At 44.1% G+C, this 18,696-nt stretch carries 16 protein-coding genes; 7 read left to right on the forward strand and 9 right to left on the reverse strand.

Annotation, left to right across the window (positions count from 1 at the left end; all coding sequences use genetic code 11):
- Positions 1-23: 23 nt before the first annotated feature.
- Together EJL02_RS05700 and uraA are read left to right on the forward strand one after the other, a co-directional pair.
- The gene (locus tag EJL02_RS05700) at positions 24-866 is read left to right on the forward strand and encodes a patatin-like phospholipase family protein (protein ID WP_125115440.1); all 843 of its coding nucleotides are present in this window, start codon (positions 24-26) and stop codon (positions 864-866) included.
- Between the two features lie 59 nt (positions 867-925).
- Entirely contained in the window at positions 926-2,194 is a 1,269-nt protein-coding gene (gene uraA / locus EJL02_RS05705; protein ID WP_125115441.1) for a uracil permease, read from the forward strand.
- A 52-nt stretch (positions 2,195-2,246) separates the two neighbouring features.
- Here the strand turns inward: uraA and EJL02_RS05710 are convergent, their stop codons facing one another.
- Together EJL02_RS05710 and EJL02_RS05715 are read right to left on the reverse strand one after the other, a co-directional pair.
- On the reverse strand, positions 2,247-2,468 hold the full coding sequence (locus EJL02_RS05710; protein WP_125115442.1) for a DUF5808 domain-containing protein: 222 nt from the start codon (positions 2,466-2,468) through the stop codon (positions 2,247-2,249).
- Between the two features lie 380 nt (positions 2,469-2,848).
- A complete protein-coding gene (locus EJL02_RS05715; protein WP_125115443.1) occupies positions 2,849-4,171 on the reverse strand; it encodes an AAA family ATPase in 1,323 nt (440 codons plus the stop codon).
- Between the two features lie 438 nt (positions 4,172-4,609).
- Here EJL02_RS05715 and EJL02_RS05720 point away from each other — a divergent pair, with 438 nt between their 5' ends.
- A complete protein-coding gene (locus EJL02_RS05720; protein WP_125115444.1) occupies positions 4,610-5,572 on the forward strand; it encodes a hypothetical protein in 963 nt (320 codons plus the stop codon).
- 285 nt (positions 5,573-5,857) lie between these two features.
- Entirely contained in the window at positions 5,858-6,496 is a 639-nt protein-coding gene (locus EJL02_RS05725; RefSeq protein ID WP_125115445.1) for a recombinase family protein, read from the forward strand.
- 281 nt (positions 6,497-6,777) lie between these two features.
- Here the strand turns inward: EJL02_RS05725 and EJL02_RS05730 are convergent, their stop codons facing one another.
- Positions 6,778-8,043, reverse strand: coding sequence for a hypothetical protein (locus tag EJL02_RS05730; RefSeq protein WP_125115446.1), 1,266 nt, complete (start codon positions 8,041-8,043; stop codon positions 6,778-6,780).
- 25 nt (positions 8,044-8,068) lie between these two features.
- Positions 8,069-8,353, reverse strand: a complete 285-nt coding sequence (locus EJL02_RS05735) for a hypothetical protein (protein WP_125115447.1) — start codon at positions 8,351-8,353, stop codon at positions 8,069-8,071.
- Between the two features lie 157 nt (positions 8,354-8,510).
- Here EJL02_RS05735 and EJL02_RS05740 point away from each other — a divergent pair, with 157 nt between their 5' ends.
- Both EJL02_RS05740 and EJL02_RS05745 read left to right on the forward strand, forming a co-directional pair.
- Positions 8,511-8,708, forward strand: a complete 198-nt coding sequence (locus EJL02_RS05740) for a hypothetical protein (protein WP_125115448.1) — start codon at positions 8,511-8,513, stop codon at positions 8,706-8,708.
- Between the two features lie 495 nt (positions 8,709-9,203).
- Positions 9,204-12,071 (forward strand): hypothetical protein, encoded by a 2,868-nt coding sequence (locus EJL02_RS05745; protein WP_125115449.1) that lies wholly within the window; start codon positions 9,204-9,206, stop codon positions 12,069-12,071.
- Positions 12,072-12,342: 271 nt separating this feature from the next.
- On the opposite strand, the gene EJL02_RS05750 is transcribed toward EJL02_RS05745, so the two are convergent.
- From EJL02_RS05750 to gap, 3 genes are all read right to left on the reverse strand, one after another.
- Positions 12,343-12,900, reverse strand: coding sequence for an HNH endonuclease (locus tag EJL02_RS05750; RefSeq protein WP_243114407.1), 558 nt, complete (start codon positions 12,898-12,900; stop codon positions 12,343-12,345).
- A 263-nt stretch (positions 12,901-13,163) separates the two neighbouring features.
- A complete protein-coding gene (locus EJL02_RS05755; protein ID WP_125115450.1) occupies positions 13,164-14,066 on the reverse strand; it encodes a tyrosine-type recombinase/integrase in 903 nt (300 codons plus the stop codon).
- 224 nt (positions 14,067-14,290) lie between these two features.
- Positions 14,291-15,319: a type I glyceraldehyde-3-phosphate dehydrogenase gene (gene gap / locus EJL02_RS05760; RefSeq protein WP_125115451.1), complete on the reverse strand. Its 1,029-nt coding sequence runs from the start codon at positions 15,317-15,319 to the stop codon at positions 14,291-14,293.
- Between the two features lie 250 nt (positions 15,320-15,569).
- Between gap and EJL02_RS05765 the strand changes: the two genes are divergently transcribed.
- Positions 15,570-16,652 (forward strand): sensor histidine kinase, encoded by a 1,083-nt coding sequence (locus tag EJL02_RS05765; protein ID WP_164510305.1) that lies wholly within the window; start codon positions 15,570-15,572, stop codon positions 16,650-16,652.
- A 43-nt stretch (positions 16,653-16,695) separates the two neighbouring features.
- Here the strand turns inward: EJL02_RS05765 and EJL02_RS05770 are convergent, their stop codons facing one another.
- Both EJL02_RS05770 and coaE read right to left on the reverse strand, forming a co-directional pair.
- On the reverse strand, positions 16,696-18,090 hold the full coding sequence (locus tag EJL02_RS05770; protein ID WP_125115453.1) for an aminopeptidase: 1,395 nt from the start codon (positions 18,088-18,090) through the stop codon (positions 16,696-16,698).
- Between the two features lies 1 nt (position 18,091).
- Positions 18,092-18,685, reverse strand: coding sequence for a dephospho-CoA kinase (coaE, locus tag EJL02_RS05775; RefSeq protein ID WP_125115454.1), 594 nt, complete (start codon positions 18,683-18,685; stop codon positions 18,092-18,094).
- Positions 18,686-18,696: the final 11 nt, after the last annotated feature.

An 18,696-nucleotide genomic window follows, 5' to 3' on the forward strand; every position in this document is an offset into this window, starting at 1 on the left:
ATGCAGAAAGGCTGTGACCAACCATGCCCGGACTCGTTCTGGAGGGCGGCACGTTCCGCCCGGTCTTTTCGTGCGGCGTGATGGACGCGCTGCTCGACAACGATATTCTATTTGACTACGTCATCGGCGTTTCCGCCGGTATCACCTATGCGGTGTCCTATCTGTCCCGCCAGCGCGGGCGCAACATCGAAGTGCTGCGGCAGTACCGCAACGACAAGCGCTATCTGGGCGCGCGCAACCTGCGGCGCGACCACTCGATCTTCGGCGTGGAGTTTGTGTTCTCCACCATCCCGAACCAGCTGATCCCGTTCGACTGGGACACCTATTTCCGCTATGCCGGCCGCATCCGCGTGGGCGTGACCAACGCGCGCACGGGCGAGGCCGAATACCTCGATGGGATGCAGCTCGACCGCGCGAGCACCATGCTGCGCGCGACCTGCGCGATCCCGATCTATTTCCCGCCGGTCACAATTGACGGCGAAACCTATTACGACGGCGGTCTGGCCGATCCCATCCCGATTGTCAAAAGCCTGCACGACGGCAACCAGAAGAACCTGATCGTGCTGACCCAGCCGCTCGACTACCGCAAGGAAATGACGCACGGCACCCAGTTTGCCGCGCGCGCCCTGCGCCGCAAGTATCCCGCGCTGACCAAGACCATGCTCACGCGCCCCAAGCGCTACAACGAAACCGTGTGCTTCTGCCATCAGCTGGCCAAAAAGCAGCCGCAGAACACCGTGCTGCTGCAGCCCACCGACCATCTGGAGAGTTTTGAAAAAGATGTGAAAAAGCTGGAATGGGGCTACGAAATGGGGTATAATATGGCCTGTGCGCGCATGGACGACATCCGGCGCCTGTTTACCTGAGAAAAACGCGCAAATCGCGCTTTTTCATAGAAATTCAAAAAAGGGGATAAAAGAGAAACATGCAAACCAATCGAATCATCCAGGTGGAGGAAAAGGTGCCGCCGCGGCTGCTGGTACCGCTTTCCATCCAGCACATGTTCGCCATGTTCGGCGCGTCCGTACTCGTGCCGTTCATGTTCGGCATCAACCCGGCGATCGTGCTGTTTATGAACGGCATCGGCACGCTGCTGTTCATCTTCATCACCAAGGGCAAGTCACCCGCCTACCTCGGCTCGTCGTTCGCGTTCATTGCGCCGGCCACCATCGTCATCCAGAACTGGGGCTACCAGTATGCGCTGGGCGGCTTTGTGGCCGTCGGCCTGTGTGGCTGCATCCTCGCGGCCATCATCTATAAGTGCGGCACCAAGTGGATCGACGTGGTGCTGCCGCCCGCGGCCATGGGCCCGGTCGTGGCGCTGATCGGCCTCGAGCTTGCCGGTTCGGCGGCGTCCACCGGCCAGATCATCGGCGACGGCGTGACCACCGCAACCGTCATCACCTTCTGCATGACGCTCGGCGTGGCCGTGCTGGGCAGCGTGCTGTTCCGCAAGTTCCTGTCGGTCATCCCGATCCTGATCGCGATCATCTGCGGCTATGTGTGTGCGGTGATCACGGGCGTTATTTCGCTGGCCGATATCTCGGCTGCGCTGCACACCAGCTTCATCTCGATCCCGAATTTCCAGACCCCGAAGTTTGATCTGGAAGCCATCCTGATCATCCTGCCGGTCATTCTGGTCATCGCCAACGAGCACATCGGCCATCAGCTGGTCACCAGCAAGGTCGTCGGCCGCGACCTTTTGAAAGACCCCGGTCTGCATCGCTCGCTGTTCGCGGACAACTTCTCGACCATGATCTCGGGCCTGATCGGCTCGGTGCCGACCACCACCTATGGCGAGAACATCGGCGTCATGGCGATCACCAAGGTTTACTCAGTGCGCGTCATCGGCGGCGCGGCCGTGCTCTCGATCATCTGCTCGTTCGTCGGCCCGCTGGCCGCCCTCATCCAGACCATTCCCGGCCCGGTCATCGGCGGCATCTCCTTCCTGCTGTACGGCATGATCGGCACCTCCGGCCTGCGTATTCTGGTGGATAATCAGGTCGATTACGGCAAAAACCGCAATATGGCGCTGACCTCGGTCATTTTCGTCACCGGTCTTTCGGGCGTGACGCTGTCGCTCGGCAACGTGTCGCTCTCCGGCATGACGCTGGCCGCTATCGTCGGCATGCTGATGAGCCTACTGTTCTATGTGTTCGACAAGCTCAAGCTCTCCAACGACTTGACCGACTGATTTTGTGCAAACAAAAACACTCTTTCCGACGGAAAGAGTGTTTTTATTTGTATCACACGCCGAAAGCCCTCAACAGCAGATAAACGGCCGCACAGACGACCAGCGCGATCGCGCCCACGGCGCACCATGCCCACGGGTTGCCCAAGTTCATCGTCCACGCGCCCCAGACACGGCGCCGCACAAACAGGTTTTTGTCATCCGGGTTGCAGTAAAAGCGGCCGTGCATATGCGCTTCGACTTCTCTTTGGCTGTACTTCCGCCTGATGGTATCCACCCCCGTTTCCTGCTGTCAGTATAGCATACACCAAACAAAAAAGCACCTCTTCCATTTGGAAGAGGTGCTTTGTGATTGTTAAGAGGATAACTTACTTGTTGTCAACCTCAGCCATGTGCTCGATGAGCATCAGCAGCTTGTTGGAGTAGCCCCACTCAACATTTTTCAAACTTTTTGTCTCATATAATAAAGTTTTTTTGCCGAAAATATCACTGTTTATCAACCTAAAGCTCGATATAATGTTTTCGTTCTGTCTTCTTAATATGTCAAAAGAAACTATACCCGCTTGACTCTTTTAAAGCATAACTGGGTTATTTGACTTACTCGCTATCACTTATCAATAATTATCAGTCTAATGATAACACTTGTAGAATACCACATTATTGAATGGAATGAAAGAGTTGTGTAAAATTAATTTGCTTCACATGAGGTATTCCATCATAATCTTCATTCATATACTTATTTCTAATATTGTTTTGCAGATATGTTCTTTCCGTATAATCGCTAATACATTTAATTTGCTTATATGCATTATTATCTTCACTGATTATGTAAATAGCTTCTCTAATCGAATCGATCTCCATCAATAAAGTATTATGTGATGTAACAATAAGTTGGCCAGAAATATGAGGAGCAACCTCTTCAATAAGTTTTTTCATCAAGACATCATGAATACCCATATCAATTTCATCTATTACAACGATATGTCCATTCATTGCTTCAAAAAGAAAAGATATAATATCCAATATGCGATGGTTTCCTGTAGATTCCAACGAAAATGGTATATTACGCTCTTTTCCACAAATCAGTTTTGTGACATATAATTGATAAGCCACATGTTTTTCATCTTTGTTGGAAAAATCGAAGTATACTTTTTTATTATCCGAGTTGATCGCATTAAATAATAGAGAAAGCATTTTCGAAACTTTTTCCAACTTCGGAACTGCATTTACTGATACTTCTCCACTTTCCAAATTTCTTGGTAAATTTACTGACGATTGCAGATAACCACGTTCTTCATGTCCAGTTTTTAAAAAACATGATAAATATGAGAATTCATTTAGAACTAAAGCAAAATTATTTGAAATAGATTCATGAATATATTTTGAGGTTTTATCATGTTCTTCATGAAGTAAAATGGCAAGCAGAGAATGTTTTCCCCAAAATTTTCTGACTAATTCATGCAAATCCGCGAGAAATTGATTATCGATAAATGCTTTTTTATTTAATCTTACATTATCTGGTATTATATCAAAATATACACCTTTATTTTTTTCCAGAGTGTATTCTAATCTTTCATGAGAGAGTTCTCCATTTTCAGGGTTAAATGCGACTTCATATAGTCCTTTTCGACCAGAAATTGAAAACTCATATCTAAGCTCCATGTCTCCAAGTGCACCAATCATATAATTATCAGTAATAAGATTTTTCATTTCACGCAATTGACGACGTAGGAATACTAAAAAGTCATCTCCCATGGAGTTAAATTGTTTATCCTCAAGCATTTTTGCCCACATATCTCGCACATCCATAGTGCGTAATAGATCAATGAAAAAAGCAATACTTTCGGCAAGATTCGACTTCCCCATACCGTTTTCCCCAAAGATAATAGCTAAATGCTTCGGGGTGTTTTTGCGAGTAGTTAAATCAAATTCAATATCTTCAAATGATTTAAAATTATGCAGTTTAATTCGAGTAAACATATATACTCCTCCCTGATGATATTATAATAGCAAAATAGCATCTATAAGTCAAACTTTTATTTGATTCCGAGAGGTTATCTATCAAAATAACGGAAAACTATTGCGTCGTAGAAGAAAATGTGGTATAGTGTAGATGGCCTTGGTAGATGCCAAGCGACCAAGCGGTACACAAGTACATTTTCATGTTTCTGAAAGGAGGGACGAAATGAATCAATGTAGGGCGCCGAATAAGCAAAAGAAAAAGGCTTTTCTGAGCCAAAGACGAAAGTTCAGAAAAACCTTTTTTCTCATGATATTGGTATAAAACATTTGTTGAGTTGAGAACTCAATAATAGTAAAGAGATACCACTATCATAACAGTTAGCATATTTATTATAGTTGGTATCTCTTTAAAAATCAATTGTAAAAATAAACAAATAAAATAAAGGAGATATCATCATGAATAAATTGAATTTTTCCACTGTAAACGCTCTGAGAATTGCCGGACATGCCGATATCAGTTTTGTTGACATTTTTATCAACACCGATGTTGCATTATTTTTGGACGCGGAGCGCATCGAATTCTCTTCAGGTCAATGCGCCAAAGAGTCTTTAGCAGCAATTCGAGATTTTTTTAATGAACTGTGTATTGCTGTTCAATGCAATAATATGTTTCGTGTGCATCAACTTCTGAGTGGTGGCGGCGAATGCAATGAATTGCATTTAGGATACTCTACCAAGAAATCTCGAGGGCGCGGTTCATCTGAAAACATTCTTTTTCCTATCATCTCACAGATGATTGAGCAAGGTTATTTCGATCGTGTAGAAAAGCTTTCCGATCTTCCACTTTGGACTAATAATTTTGGAGAAGATCGCTGTTCTGATTTAATCGGACGATTAATTCGGATGCCGCTTTATAAATATACGATTGAGGAATGTCGCAAATGGGGATGCCTCAAATATAGTACTAAGGTATATTCCGGTACTTATTGGAATGTGACAACACATAATTGGGAGAATTTCAAAGTTCCTCAGATCATTGCTGAAAATACTCCAATTCTTCTATGTCCACAAACATTTGTTGGAACTCGTCTTTTAACCTCCGCAGAAAATTTCTTTCGCAAGTTTGTTCTTACGCAAAGACAAGAAGATCTACTTGCAGAACGTTCGCCTCTTTGTCGCTTTTCCACTGACAAGCATGGGTTCGAAAAAATTCAGAAACCGACCAAAACGGATATTTGCCAATTTGAAGTTAAGGGACAAAGCCACAAAGCATATGCCTATAATATGCTTGAACAGCATCCTCATTTATTGTCAGCATATCACAAAGAACATAAGTTTGATTTGATGAAAGGGGAATTTTTGCTCACACCAGATGAATTTGATCAAATAATTTACGGACAAGTAGACAAAGTGATTTAAATTTACAGCAGCACGAGATTAAATTCTCGTGCTGCTTTTATTTTGATATCGTGCATCTTTTTCCTAAACGAAATATTCTATAGCTATATGCTTTTAACACAGCTTCTAACTTCCGAAATTTGTAAATATCCAAAATGTATACAATTTGATACTATCAAAATATATACAGAAAATGGTTTCAAAATCTATGCATATTTATTTTTAATAATTCTCATATGCTTTCTTTACTTTTTAAGACTCCTTATGTATAATAGAGATATCAAAAATCAAAAGGAGTTTTTGAGAATGGCTGTTTACGGTTATCATCGTACAAGTACAACTGAGCAGCACTTGGACAGAGGAATATCCGCAATTCGCGCATATTGTGAATCAAATCACTTAGAGTTAGCAGACCTGTATACAGACCAACAAACAGGCAAAAACTTTGATCGCCCAGAATATAGATTCATGCGTAATAGACTACTTAAAGGCGATACTCTTATTATATCCGAGCTTGATCGCTTGGGACGTAATAAAGAAGATACTTTAAAAGAGCTTCGGTTCTTCCAAGATAAAGGTGTTATCGTCAGAATATTGGAAATCCCCACTACGCTAACAGATTATTCTGGTTTGCAAAATGATATGGCAAGTATGATCATGCAAACCATCAATAATATGCTCATTGAAATGTATGCTGTTTTTGCTCAAGCAGAGATGCAAAAGCGCGAGAAGCGCCAACGCGAAGGAATCCAAGCTATGAAAGAGCGCGGCGATTGGGAAAAATATGGACGCCCCCGTGTTATAGATTTTGATGCTTTTTGCGCTCAATATCAGCGTGTGCTTTCTGGTGAACTTCGTCCTTTTGAATGTATGCGTCAACTCGGTATGACAAAGCCGACTTTCTATCGTTATAAAAAACAATATGAGCAACTTGCGAAGGAGTAGGATTTTTCCTATTCCTTTTTCTATTTTCGAATTATTATGAATACTTACGAATGAGCTATGGCTGCTTCGCAATATTCAAAAGTGTATGTTTTCAAACATTAATAGCACAAAAGGGATAGCACAAGACTATCCCTTTTTGAATTTAAGTGTTACTTTTAAATGTATAGCTCTTCGTTATCCCTATGAAAGCTCATATACATATATTTTTTTATAGCTTTTTCCGTCATAAAAATCCTATATTTTTTCAAACATAATATTTCCCCTCTGTTCGCAAATCTTTATTAATTTAAATTCTCCAATGCATCCATCCATATTTTAATATTCTGATTATAATAACTAGTAAGTCTATCCCAATAATTAAAAGTTAGTTCGCCATTATCGAATTCTAACATTTTTTGTCCATCATCTGAATTCATCACAATATTAGTCGAGTAACTCGCTCCTATCTCATCTTGTTCCAAGAGCGTCAAAATTTGATTTTTTAATAGTTCGCATTTATCAACAAATGTATCCCATGAATCTGTTGCTGACTCAAAATCAGTCCAGAAAGTAAAACTGGTTTGAGTTAGATCTTCTGGAATGATGCTTAAATCCAGCCCTAAATCGGAAATAATTATTCTGATAATATTTTCATCAACAGAATAGGAACATGTATTCCCATTCTCTATACAGGACTCTTCTATTTGCTCCAAAATACCATTTAATTGTTTTTGTTCTTCCTGCCTACGACTATAGTTTTGGTATGAAATCACAGATAAGCATACAAGGACAACCAATAAAATAATTCCTCCTGCTCTAATCACCTTTTTTATAATATTTTTTCTTCTTTTGCACTTTTGATAATGTAAAACCTCTTTATCAATAGCCGCTTGTCGTTCCTGTTCCTCGCGCTCAGCTTTTTCTTTCTTATATTTTTCTAATCCCGCTCGCAGCTTATCTACATCATAAAGCAAAAACAGTTTTTTCAAATTCACACCGCAAGCGGGACATGCTTTTTCTGCATCTACAAGAATTTTGCCGCATCCACATATGGTATATCCATCTTTATGGGTTGGCAGAAATTCATGTCGGTTACTTTGTAAACAGATAGCGGCTAATTCCCGCCTATATTCTTCTGCCAATTCTCCTAATTCTGAAATAGGCATATGATTAAAATAAAACAACTCAAAGGGTTTAGATAAATCATTTTCCCAAATAGAATTATCTACAAACACAATTTTAGTAGGTGTGATGGAAATCTTTCTTGTTTCTTTGTCCGGTAAGACAATAGGCGTTTTATCTCCAAAAGTTTGATATTGCCTTACTTCTATATCCAGATAAGAAAAGCTATCTACATCAGTTAATGTATTATTTGTTACATCAAAGCAATTTATATGAACATATAGTGCCTTAATTGCTTTCGGAAGTGTATTTTCAAACTTACACTGAACGAATAAATTATTATTCTGTTTATCCTTGGTTAAAGCATGTGAAACTAAGAGAATAGGACAATCTACAAGATAAAAGGTGTTTGTACAGTGCTGTAAAATTGTATATCTATCAGCCATTCTTTTTTATCTCCTTATACCAATCTCAAATGTTAGGTAAATCATCCGAGTCATTGTCATTGATATTGTTTGAAATAAAATTCATTGCTCCTCGTGTGTTGTCTTTAATATCTTGCAGAAGCTGAATTACTTCACCGAAGGCATAACTACCAAAACTGAATACAAGGCATAAGCCCAAAAAGGCGAAACTTAACGATTCAATTAAATCCACATAAGACTCTTGCATAGAAAAAAATATAACTAGGCCTGCTACTGCATTTATTATTGCATATATTTTTAACACTGTGGCAACAACATTCTTTTTTTGCATTTGTATTACCTCCTCGTATTCTTACATCTTCGACACAAATATAAAAACCATTCTAGTTATTTCAAACTAATATTATCACATCTGTATACTGTTGTAAACGTATGTAATATATGAAAACTACAAATAATTATGTAGAATATTACAAAGGTGTGATAATATGAATTCTGAAGATAAATTCATTGTTCGTGCAAAAAAAAATTATGGAGAAACTACAGTTGTATCTTGTAGAATGCCCAATGAAGTACTTAAACAGCTCGATAAAGTATCTTCTCGTACCGGTAGAACAAGAAATGAATTGATATTAAAATGCGTGGAATTTGCTTTAGATAAACTACAAATCATCGATGAGCCTTAAAAAGCTTTTTATCGTACAACAATCGTATTCTACCGCAAACATTATGTTTTTTGCATGAAAAAGAAAAGTTAAATGGTATAACGAAAATTTTTTTACTCCTCTTATTCAATAACCATTTTTTATTGTAAAAGCACAAAAAGCCGTTAGCTCTATTTTTATAGGGATCTATCGGCTTTTTTATTTTTTAGGCAGTTTTTTGTAATTTTTATCTCATTTTTAGCGTTGTTTACTTTTTCCGCATTTCTTAAAAATTATAACTTTTTTCATCTTATAATCTCCAATTATTTAGATAATTATGCATTTATTAAAACTTTTTTCACATTTATAAGTTGACAAACAGGATAAATTATGATATCGTATTAAACACAAAAAAGTTAGCGCGCGAACTTCTTTTAAAAAATCCCCTTTTTCCCGTCCAATGACCCAAATAATATATATTGGTAAAAATACGGTAAACGGGGTATTTATCACATTTTTTTGAAAGAAGTGCAAAAAATGAGTATTATTATATCAAAAAATGGCTTTTCTCAAAAACCTAGTTCTAACAATGAACGTAGAATGCATCGTATGTGTGAAAATCTTCAGCTATATCACGGAAACATTCAGGAAATAGCCACAAAAATAAGCCAAGGATATACTATTTATACAAATGTTTTGAATTTGAATGCTACCGATAGCCAAACCGTAAACTCCAGCAAATTTCAAGAATCCGAGTGGATTGGGCTGGATTTTGATAACGCTTTCTCGCAGAATGAATCCATTCAAGCCCAAAACTATCTTACGATGCAAGACTGTATCGAGAAAATGAAAAAAGCAGGGCTATATCCTACAATTGTTTACCCCACTTTCTCCTTTACTCAAGAGCACCATAAGTTCCGTGTCCTTTTTCACCTAAATGAAACAATCCCAAAAGATCGTCAGCGTAAACTATGTATTTTGATCGATATGCTAATGACTTTATTCCCGACATGTGATAAGCAGTGCAAAGACTTTGCCCGTATGTTTTTCGGTACAAACCAACCAATTGACACTTTCTATATTGACGAAAACGCAACACTAGACGAGCAAACACTATGGCAGCATTATGTATGTCTAGTCACTAATTCTCGTCTTACCTCAACAGATCAGACAAAAAAATGGAAAAGCATTGCAAAAAAATGGGCTGTAAAAATTATTGGTACACCACAAATGCCAAATGTAATTACAAAAGAGTTTTGCCCTGTAATTGATTTTGAGTTTATTGACGGTTATGCCGAAAAATCATTTGCAATAGCTAAATCATATCGCAGGCAGACACAGAATAATGATACAGAAATGTTGACTTTATTAAACGCAATTGATAACGTAAGCAACGAGATAAGTGTAGTAAGTAATAGAAGCACACGCATAAACAATATCCCCCGCTCGAATAGCGAAGTTCCACACCCCAAACGCATTCGAAATTGGGAAAAAAAATTATTCTGGATGTCTAAACTATTCAATGCTTTTGTAGAAGGAACAAAAGTTTTAAATTATCAGGAACGTTTCTTTTTTGTTACCAACTTACGATTTATAGAGGGCGGAATTTCATATTTTCTTCACCATATTAAAGAAAATATTGTGCTTTATGGGCATGACTATGATTATTATAAAAATCAAACACACAATATGATGCGATACGCACATTATAAATGTTCAGTTTCATATTTACAAAATGAAAATCTTTATCCCTATAATGACTATCTGGCCTTTTGTGGATATACAAATATATTTGATGCTTTACAGCAGAGAGTAGTATTTCCCGCAAGAATTACTGAAACGGACAAAATTCCACTTGCAAAGGCTTTCAACAAATTGACTACATACTTTCAAAAGGCCTTGTCATCTCCCAGCAAAGATGTTTATGCCATCCACGCAGGTGTGGGTGTTGGTAAAACTGAGGTATATACTTGTGCTGATTATAGCCGCTATCGCAAAGTCCTTCTATGTGTCCCCACGCATGATTTAGCTTGCGAAATAGAACTCCGCTTACGCAATGCAGGGCAAAGCGATGTTATTCGCATAAAAAGACGCCCATCATTATCCAATCCAGAAGAAGAAGCACAATATCAAAAATATTTAAAGGCAGGATTAACGAAGCAAGCGCATAATTTCTATGCACAGTGTTGTGCTTCGCATACAGATCAACCTATAGGTCTTGATGAATACCAACGTTCTTTATACGATTCTTCACATGCTCATATTGTGATTTGTACCCATGCGTTTCTTTCTATTGCGGCCGAACCAACTAATTATGATTTAGTAGTGATTGACGAAGATATTAAAAGCACGTATTTAGGTATAAAGACGTGTCCATATAATGTTTTGATGAAATTCTATAGCAGTCTTGTTTTGCCCGAAAAACAAAACAAATATCAACCACTACTAACGCAACTCAGACATGCATACGATGAGATTTCTAACGGCTCAAATTGTTCCTATGTTTATTCAGAACCAGTTTCTACAGTAGAAACACTATCTGAACTCTCCGAAGATGATTTTGACATAACATTATTTAATAGTTCTGCCACGAACGAAACCAAGTATGAAAATGCGGCTTATTTTTCACAGAGTAGTGCATTCACGATTAGCTCAGATGCAGATAAGCTAGTTTCATTTGTCAACAAGTTACCTTATAAACCAATCTGCAAAACGATCATCTTATCTGCCACTATGGATAAGCTTATCACAAAAAAAATATTCGAACCACGTCCTTGTCATTGGTTTGCGGTTCCTGAAATTTGCAACCAACAGAATATCATTCAAGACATTACATATTCATGTAGCGCAACGTTTCTAGATGAACATTTTGATGATTTAGTGGATTATATTAAATCCACTGTCCCTGATTATGCAACCTATACAGTCCTTACATTCAAAAAATATGTAGAACGCTTTATTGCCGCAGGCTTTCATGCAGAACAGAATAGTGAAGGCAATTATTATGCCTTCGGCAATTTAGATGGCGTAGATACATTAAATGGGAAAAATCTTCTTGTCATTGGCAAACTCTCGTTTCCTGAACCCATTTATAAATTGATGGCAAAAGCATTAGGTTTACCTTTCTCCAGCAATATACAGCACAGACACTATCAGGAAATTGAAGACTATACCACATCCTTTTTCTCCTTTTCAGATGAGAACTTGCGTACATTACAAATAAACACAATACACTCCTCCATTGTACAGGCTGCAGGCCGGGCACGTACAGCGCGAACCAATGCAAAAGTATGGATTTTTTCTGACGTACCAACTCCTATTGCTGACGAAGTACGTTACATGAATATCCCTATTATTCAACAAGATAGCAACAAACAGATTAAACAGTATTTTCTTGCAAGCTAAACACCGAGCGGGTGCACTCTCACCCGCTCGGTGTTCTTTCAACCTACATTCTCCAAATAATACGAATATTTTTTCTATGAGACAAATTTATATACCCTCTACTCATCATTATTTCACAAAATGGTTTAAAAATCTTTCTTTTTCTCATTCTTCATATTCGCGCCACAATGCGCTATATTGCATTTCGCTTTTCAATGCAATTATTTGTGTAAGAAGAATATAGATTCAATCTAGACCATTTACAATCAAAGCAAAGGGCATTTGTTCTCTATTACTCATTTTGCATTGCTTCATATTCGGACACATACATCCAAATGTAACCACGGTATGTACGATAACGCTTTTTACAGCAATCCCTGATGCCAGTTGCAGGTATTCCAGTTTCCCTTTCTGCTTCAGCCGCAGTTTGGAACGTGAAGACTAATTCCTTTGTTTCCTTGTCCAGCGCAACAACAGGTTTACCATGCTTCGCATTATGCTCGGCACGTGTACACCATTCTAAATTACAAAAACAATTATTGCTTTTATCCCCGTCTATATGATGAACCTCTGGCAAATTTTGCGGATTTGGTACAAACTGTTGTGCAACCAATTGATGGACACGGACATTTTTCCCATGAATTTTAACCGTATCGTATCCTTTTGTATCTTTCCAAGGTCTTAAATAGGTTATATAATCTGCATCACGATGATAGTGTTCTACTGCATCCCCTGCATTTGTAATAAAATACTCTCCTTGTTCATCGATCTTTGTTAGCATACGAAAATATATTTTCCCCTGATTTTCAAAGAATCCTTCAGGGAATTTCTTGGCAAGTTCCTCTAACATTATTATCACCTCCTAGCGCAATAACAAACAGCCGCCTATAATAAATAGGCAGCTGTTTAATATCAGTGCATTCTTTTGTAGAATCTCAAGTCCAAAGAATAGAGCATCACTATTTATTCTAAACACACGAAAGCATATCGCCACCTTTATCCTGTTATATATCATATTTTTTTATTCTCGTTTTATCAACCAATCCACATTAAAAATCCAAAAAAATATATGAATAATTTTTGAACAATGCTCTTACCGGTCAAAATACAGCATCAGATATTCATTAAAATGCCTGTAGCTTTGCAAGCTCTCAACACCTCATCATCCTTTAGCCCTTCCAGATAACGTTGTGTAATGCTAATATTGGAATGTCCCATTAAGCGGGATAAACTGTATAAATCCAAGCCATTCTTTAACTGCATTTGTGCAAATGTATGTCGACAGGTATGGGGACTCACACGAATATCTTGATTGACGCCCGAAGCTTTTCCAGCAATTTTCAAAACTCGGTGGATTGCTTCTGTAGTCATTGGTCTTCCATTTCTACTTAAAAAGACATTTTCCGGCACATGACGATATTCAAAGAAATGCTCTCTTGTATTGATATACTTAAAAAGCCATTTACTTAACATAGGACTCTTTGGAACAACCCGTTCTTTGTTGCCTTTACCGTAAATAATAATGTACTCTTCCTTGATTTGCGAAAGCTTCATGCCGATCAACTCGCTCACACGGATTCCTGTATCGAAAAATGTCATGATCATCAATTTATCTCGAAGCTGCATATAGCTTTGCCCATGATAGAAATCAACCATAGCTCTTACTTCTTTTTCTGTAAATGTTTGAATAATGGTTTTTGGCATTTTGACATTCTTTATGCGCTCTGTCAAGATTGAATCTGTATACCCTTCCTCATATAGATATCGGAACAAAACCTTAAATGCCTTAATCTGATCGTTGATATATTGTGGTTTCTTCCCTTGCTCCTGCAACTCCATAATATAGGCTTTAATATAGGCAGGACGCACATCCTCCAAAGTTAAAACCATATGTTTGTTCTTTAGGTATTCCAGCAAATACGATATTAACTTACTATAATTCCGAATGGTTTTATCGGATAACTTTCTGCATTTACAATTAAACTCAAACTCTTTTGCTGCATCTTTTAATAACATAAAAAAGCACCTCTTTCTGCGGCGTTATGCCTTAGAAAGAGGTGCGATTTGCTTCTGTTATGGTAGTCCATCCGCTACTGTAGTTTCCACGAACCGTTTCGCTTTCGCTACCGTAACAAATTCACATATTATCTAACAGAACGTAGACCTTCATAAAATCACATTAGAACTTTTAACACATTCTATCCGTAATTTTATTAAAAATCAGAGAATACTTGCAACAATTACTTGTTGTCAACCTCAGCCATGTGCTCGATGAGCATCAGCAGCTTGTTGGAGTAGCCCCACTCGTTGTCGTACCAGGAAACAACCTTTACGAAGGTGTCGGTCAGCTGGATGCCAGCCTTGGCGTCGAAGATGGAGGTACGAGCGTCGCCCAGGAAGTCGGAGGAAACAACGTCCTCGTCGGTGTAACCCAGAACGCCCTGCAGGCCGCCCTCAGACAGCGGAGTCTCGGAAGCCTTCTTCATCGCAGCGCAGATCTCGTCGTAGGTTGCCGGCTTAGCCAGGTTGCAGGTCAGGTCAACAACGGAAACGTCCAGGGTCGGAACACGCATGGACATACCGGTCAGCTTGCCGTTCAGCTTCGGGTAAACCTTGCCAACAGCCTTTGCAGCGCCAGTGGAGGACGGGATGATGTTGCCGGAAGCCGCACGGCCGCCGCGCCAGTCCTTCTTGGACGGGCCGTCAACGGTCTTCTGGGTGCCGGTGGTGGAGTGAACGGTGGTCATCAGGCCTTCGGTGATGCCGAATGCTTCGTCCAGAACCTTAGCGATCGGAGCCAGGCAGTTGGTGGTGCAGGAAGCGTTGGAAACAAAGGTCATGTCCTTGGTGTAGGTGTCCTGGTTAACGCCCATAACGAACATCGGGGTGTCGTCCTTGGACGGAGCGGACATGATGACCTTCTTGGCGCCGCCGTCGATGTGAGCCTGTGCCTTCTCCTTGGTCAGGAACACGCCGGTGGACTCGACAACGTAATCAACGCCGTCCTTGCCCCACGGGATGTTCTTCGGATCCATCTCAGCGTGGAACAGAACCTTCTTGCCGTCCACGGTGATGGAGTTGTCGTCATACTCGATGGTGCCATCATAACGGCCGTGCATGGTGTCATACTTGAGCATGTATGCCATGTAGTCCGGAGTCATGAACGGATCGTTTACCGCAACGAACTCGATGTTCGGGTTCTTCAGACCAGCGCGGAAAACCATACGGCCGATACGGCCAAAGCCATTGATACCAACTTTGATAGCCATTTACAGTATCCTCCTAATAATTTTTAATGAGTCTCTGTTGATGGTTTTATTATACACTAAACGGGTCCGCTGCCGCAAGGTGTAATATTTGTGAATTTTTTGTCATTATAGCCGGGCTTTTTGTACATTTTTCTTTGCAATGCATTCCCGTCTGGTGGTATAATAAGCACATCCCACAAAATATAGTATTTCAGCCGCTGCGCTGCCTTATACCACGAAAAAGAGAAACAAAATATTTTGGAGGATGGAGATGGCGGATACTTTCTTCTCTCAGATCGATGAGAAAGCCCTGCGCGAACTGCTTGCCCGCACCGGCCTGCGCGACGCCGCAGTTGTTGCGGTTTCCCCCACATTGCATATCGAAAACGCCAGCGAAGCCGCCGCGCGGCTGACCGGGCTGCACCCGCTCGAGCGCATCGACCAGCTGCTCAGCGAGCCGACAGCCGCGGCCCTGCGCGACTGCATTGCCGCGCGCACGCCGCGCACGGTGTACGAGGAGCTGGACGGCACCGACTACCGCGTGGAGATCATCCCGCACCGCGAAGGGGCGCTTTTGGCCTTTTTGCGCGAAGACCGCGCGTGTTATGACGGCACGCTGCGCGTGCTGCACGCCAAAGGCACACAATATCTGGGGTCGCTGCTGGCGGACGCGGCACAAGTGGACGATCCGCAGCTGGCCGCGCACCTGCGCCGTGCGTGCCTGCGGCTGCACCGCCTGCTGACCCATTCGGATTTCCTGCACGACCCGCCGCTGACCGAGCAGCTGCGGCTGCATCACTGCGATCTGGCCGAACTGTGCCGCGACGCGGCCGATCAGGCCGCCGCCCACGCGCGCAGCCGCGGCGCCGCGCCCATCACCGTGCAGGCGGAGGACACCTGCCTTGCGCTGATCGAACCGCAGCTGATCCGCACCGCGCTGTATAACCTGCTGACCAACGCCCTGCACGTCACGCCGCCGGATGGCGACATCGCACTCAGCCTGTATGATGACGGCGCGTTTTACACCATCACGGTCGCCGACCGCGGGCCGGGACTGGACGCTGCGCGCTTCGAAGCGCTGCTGTCCGGCTGGCAGATGCCCGCGCCGCTGGACGAATATCTTGCGCTCGCGCGGCAGGGCACACCGCCCGGCCTGGGTTTGCCGCTCGTCCAGCGCATCGCGCTGCTGCACGGCGGCAGCCTGCTTCTGTCCCCGCGCGAAGGCGGCGGCAGCCAGCTGCATTTCACGCTCGCGCACCTGCCCGAGTCGCTCGCCGACCACAACCTGCGCGCGCCCATGATCCTCGAGGACGGTTACCCGCTCGAGGAAGTGGAATTCTCCATTTTGGACTGATATGGCAACAAAAAAGGACGCTTTTGAGCGTCCTTTTTTCGTTTTAGTCCTTATAGAAAGCCCCGAAGCCCTTGTAAGCCATATACAGGTCGAGCTTTGCGATCACCTCGAACGGCGCGTGCATGGAGAGCACCGGCACACCCGCGTCCACCGTGTCGATGTTGCGGTTGGCCAGATACATCGCGACCGTGCCGCCGCCGCCCTGATCGACGCGTCCCAGCTGGCCGGTCTGCCAGACGACGTCCGCCTTGTCGAAGATGCAGCGGATGCGCGCCATCAGCTCCGCGGTCGCGTCCGACGTGCCCGACTTGCCGCGCGCGCCCGTATACTTGACCAGCGCAAAGCCGCAGTTGGCCTTGGCGTCGTTGCGCTTCTCGGACACCTCCGGATAGTTGGGGTCAAAGGCGTTGCACACGTCGGCCGACAGGCAGACCGAGTTTTCATAGCACTCCTCAACCAGCGCGTCCTGCGCACGGCACAAATCGGCCATGAAGGTGTCGAACGCGCGCGACTGCATGCCGGTCACGCCGTCCGAGCCGGTTTCCTCCTTGTCCACCAGCAGGCACACACAAGTGTGGGTGGGCGTCGCCTTGAGGTCGAGCAGCGCGGTCGCCGCGGTGTACGAGCAAACGCGGTCGTCATGGCCGTACGAGCCGACGAACGAGCGGTCAAACCCGATGTCGCACGCCTGGAACGCCGGCACGCAGCACAGCTCGGCCGACAGGAAGTCCGCCTCGACCATGCCGTACTGACGGTTGAGGTATTCCATGATCGCGAGCTTGATCTTCTCGCTGCACGCTTCGTCCACGGTTTCGCTCGGCACCGAGCCGATCAGCACGTTCATGCCCTCGCCCTTGATGACCTCGGTCGCCTTTTTGGTCATCTGCTCGGTCGCGAGGTGGGGGAGCAGGTCGGTGATGACGAACTTCGGATCTTCCGGCTTATCGCCCACGCGCACTTCCACCTTTTTCATCTGCCCGTTGTGGCACACGCACACCACGCCGCGCAGCTCGAGCGGAATCGCCGTCCACTGGTACTTCTTGATGCCGCCATAGTAGTGCGTCTTGAAGAACGCCATGCCGTTGTCCTCATACAGCGGGATGGTGCGGATGTCCACGCGCGGCGCGTCCAGATGCGCCGCGGTCAGGCGCACGCCCTCCTGCATGCCCTTTTTGCCGATGACGGCGAGCATGATGCCCTTGTCGCGGTTGACCTGATAGATCTTGTCGCCGGGTTTGACCGTATCGTCGCGCGTCCACGCGCGGAAGCCCTTGGCCTCGGCCAGACGCACCATTTCCTTCACGGCGTCGCGCTCGGTCTTGCCCTCGTTGAGGAACGCCTTGTATGCCTCGGCATACGCCTGCATCGCGCGCTTGTCGCTGCCGGTCAGGCGGTCAAATCCGGGTTTTTTGTCATAAAAAAGCTGTTCAGAAGTCATTTTATCCGTCTCCTTTGCGTAAAACTTCAAAAATCGCGTCGGCCTGCCGCTGTAAATCGGCAAGGCCGCCGTTGTTTTCCACAATGTACTGGCACCGCGCGCGGTAAAAATCCGCATCCGGCTGCGCGGCCACGCGGGCACGCGCCGCAGCTTCGTCCAGCCCGTCGCGCGCCATAATGCGCTGCACGCGCACCTCGGTATCCGCCAGCACGCCGATGACACGCTCGCACAGGTCGTCCGCGCCCACCTCAAACAGCGTCGGCGCGTCGTACAGCACGAACGGACAGTCGCCCTGCGCGCGCATCGCGTCCATGGACGCCGCGCGGATATAGGGCAGGGTGATTTCATTCAGTTTTGCGAGTTTTTCCGGGTCGGAAAACACGATTGCCGCGAGTTTCGGCCGGTCGAGCGCGCCGTCCTCATCCAGCACGCCGCCGAACGTGGTGTCAAGTGCGTGCAGCATATCGCGGTTTTGGGCGCACAGCGTGCGGTAGACCGCGTCCGCGTCCACCCAGCCCGCGCCCTTGTCGCGCAGCAGGGCGGCAAACGTGCCCTTGCCCGTGCCGCTGCCGCCGGTCAGGCCGATGATTCTCATTTTTCCACCTT

The organism is Agathobaculum sp. Marseille-P7918 (assembly GCF_900625105.1).
Classification (GTDB): Bacteria; Bacillota; Clostridia; order Oscillospirales; family Butyricicoccaceae; genus Agathobaculum.